The following is a 3,075-nucleotide window of genomic DNA, read 5'->3' on the forward strand; positions in this document are numbered from 1 at the left end:
ATACCGGTTGCCTGCATGTGCGCATATATTGTCGTTGAGCCAAGAAACTTAAAGCCTCTCTTTTTCAGATCTTTGGCAAGCGCATCAGATTCTTTGGTCGTCACCGGGTAGTCAGATAACGACTCGATGTGACTTATCTGGGGTTTTCCGTCCACAAAACCCCAGATATACTCGGCAAAACTGCCAAACTCCGCCTGCACCTCCAAAAATCGCTGGGCATTATTGATAGCCGCCTCTATTTTACGACGGTTTCGTACTATACCTGCATCCTCCATCAGCAGCTCGACTTTCGCCTCATCATAAGTTGCAACAATCTTAGGGTCAAAATAGGCGAAAGCCTCACGATAGTTTTCTCGCTTCTTTAAAATGGTGTACCAGCTGAGGCCAGCCTGCGCTGACTCGAGGATCAGGAATTCGAAGATTTTATTATCTTCATACAAGGGGACGCCCCACTCCAAATCATGGTAAGCAACATAATCAGGCTTACTCGTATCTACCCATGGGCAACGCGTCGGAATCTCTGACATAGGGAGTTCCTTAATTTTGACATGATATATCAATAACTAACACTCAAAATAAAGCAGATGAATATACGTGTCAACGGCAACAAGACTCGTGTTCAACCTCCATAATATCTCCATAATTCCTGCACATTCCCCCATTACCATCGAATAATTGGCCTCCAAAGAGCACAGCAGTCATCTGCTTAACAATGGCCAATAGCACTTAAATTTACCAATGAAAGTTAGATCTGATGCAAACAAACCTCTTCTACAAATTATTCCTGACCACACTCGGCACTTATACCTTTTCTGCCTATGCTGCTGTTTATCAAGTAGTCGAAATAACTGACAACAGCGATGTCACTTCATTAGCCTATTACAACAAATCAACCACTGATGTCGTTGAATTTTACAGCCAAGCCATTGAGGCTTCAGAGGACGGAATAAGCTGCTTTTCATCGGATTGCGGCGAGGCAGATAATTACACCGTGGTAGGTGAAAGCCGATTTGGGTCTGATGGCGATAACTACCGCGATGCTATGCGGTATTTGATGGATAATTCACAATATATAAACGACCTATCAAGCCTTGAATCATATTGCTCATCATATATAGGCTTTAACACCTGTGATTCATGGGCGAACCAACAATACTATGGTACGGGCTATAACACCTACGATGTGACTGACGGATCAGGATATGGTGGTTTACAGCGCGTACAAGCTGCATGGGACAACGGTTACTATGCCAACACCTTTCCACTTTTGGATGGCATTCGAGTCAATACATTTGCAAACGATGCAAACAGTTACAGTGTTGATGATATTGAGCAAACCCTTGGCGCTATAGAAAATAACAGCTGGTATTTATCAGCTAATGCAGTTGTTAACGGCCTCACCAGTTTTAATGGTACCGACTATGTGTTTGGCAATACAAGCTCATCATTCTTTGTCAAAGACAGCCGCTTTGCCCGTCAATTTACCAAGCGTGGTTTCGTAAATATTGGTACTGAAATAGATAGCAGCTCGTATGAATTACCTCCTCCAGAAACCAGTGAAGCGCTGGTGACATTGATGGGGCAAACCTTAGCTTCCGATGCCGTGGAATATAACGAGCAATTACTGATTGTCGGCAGTGCTTCTTATTCACCAAGCAGCCTTGATGACAGTGATAAGTTACCTAATAGCGATTACATCAACATCGGAACAAACTTTTCTAGTAGTACTTTTGCTGATTGTGCAGAGACTGCAGACGATGCAGAAACACTGTTAAACACCTGGGAGTGCCAATTTTCGACCTTTGCCAATGATGCCTACTACTGGACAGTAGACAGTAACGGAACAGTCTCAAACGCGCTTTCTATTTCAGCGTCTGAACTGGATGTTCTCGACCCGGATAATAATGATCGCTCTGTACAGGCAGAAGCCAAAGCCGTGGCCATTATCGATGGCAACCCGGTTATCGTCGGCTATTCGACAGAATATGAAGATGACGACTATTACGCCATTCGGGCTGTTCTTTTCGATTCAAATAACTCTGGGTTAACTGAAAATGGATGGACAATGTCATTTATTCCAGACACCGATGTCGAAGACAATGACGGAAATAGGCAGTATACCTACTCAGTTGCAACTGCTATTAATAGCAACGGGCTAGTCTTGGGCGTCGCCAAGTATAGCAACGCAGTTGATCGCTCTTATGCCGAGAGTATCTTTATCTACGACTATTACACTAGCCAGACTACATTTGTAGACAGTTCAATTGATGCTGATATTTTCTTCAGTGGTTACAACGCTTTCCCTAGTGCTATCAACAACAATGATCAACTTGTTGGATGGATCGATTCAGAAACCGTAAACCAGGTCGAAGGTCGAGAACGACGTCAACGCGCATTCACCTATTTAGTTAACGACGTTATTGCAGATTCGCCCTTAACTGCCGGTGGTGCCTGGATGCTCGATGATCTCACGAACGGTGGTGACTATAGCGATGCCAATAACCAGTTCCGTATTGCAAGAGCAACCGATATCAACGATGCCGGAATTATCTCGGCAACGGCATTTAAGTGTGAAAATGGTTACAGCGACTATTCTTCCGAAGCAACCTGCGAAGAAGATGAGCGAGTTGTTGCCGTTAAGCTGGTGCCGATTGTAGGCGGAACCATTGACGAACGCGATGAAGTAACCGAGACCATTACCCGCTCGGGAGCCTCATTGAATGGGCTGGCTTTATTTATACTGAGCTTAATTAGTCTGAGAAAACGAATGGCAAGAGCCCACTCAGCTCTCTCGGTCTCGAGCGATTGATGTCACAATCAACTTCACCCAGATACTATTATTCTTCGAGTGTAAGGTTGTAGGAATGCGATTAACTATTTTTTCCAAGTTATTTCTCTCGTTGCTCCTCATCTGTATCGTCGTCATGTCAGGGATGGCAATGGTGATTAACAACAGTTTCAGAAGTGGATTACAGAATTACCTCAATCAAGAGGAAATAGACAAAGTCGAGAGGCTGGCACAAATAGTTAGCCATTACTATTCTGATGACTATCAATGGGACACTTTAAAACAGC

General features: G+C 44.0%; 2 protein-coding genes and 1 pseudogene. 2 read left to right on the plus strand and 1 reads right to left on the minus strand.

Annotated elements, in window-relative coordinates:
• Positions 1-527: DNA-3-methyladenine glycosylase I (locus MHN01_RS22650; RefSeq protein WP_239413602.1), on the minus strand; the 527-nt coding region annotated here is incomplete at its 3' end.
• A 227-nt stretch (positions 528-754) separates the two neighbouring features.
• Here MHN01_RS22650 and MHN01_RS22655 point away from each other — a divergent pair.
• A complete protein-coding gene (locus tag MHN01_RS22655; protein WP_239413603.1) occupies positions 755-2,809 on the plus strand; it encodes a DUF3466 family protein in 2,055 nt (684 codons plus the stop codon).
• Positions 2,810-2,864: 55 nt separating this feature from the next.
• A pseudogene (locus MHN01_RS22660) lies at positions 2,865-3,075 on the plus strand (two-component sensor histidine kinase); the annotation flags it as partial.

It is taken from the genome of Photobacterium sp. OFAV2-7 (genome assembly GCF_022347985.1).
Classification (GTDB): Bacteria; Pseudomonadota; Gammaproteobacteria; order Enterobacterales; family Vibrionaceae; genus Photobacterium.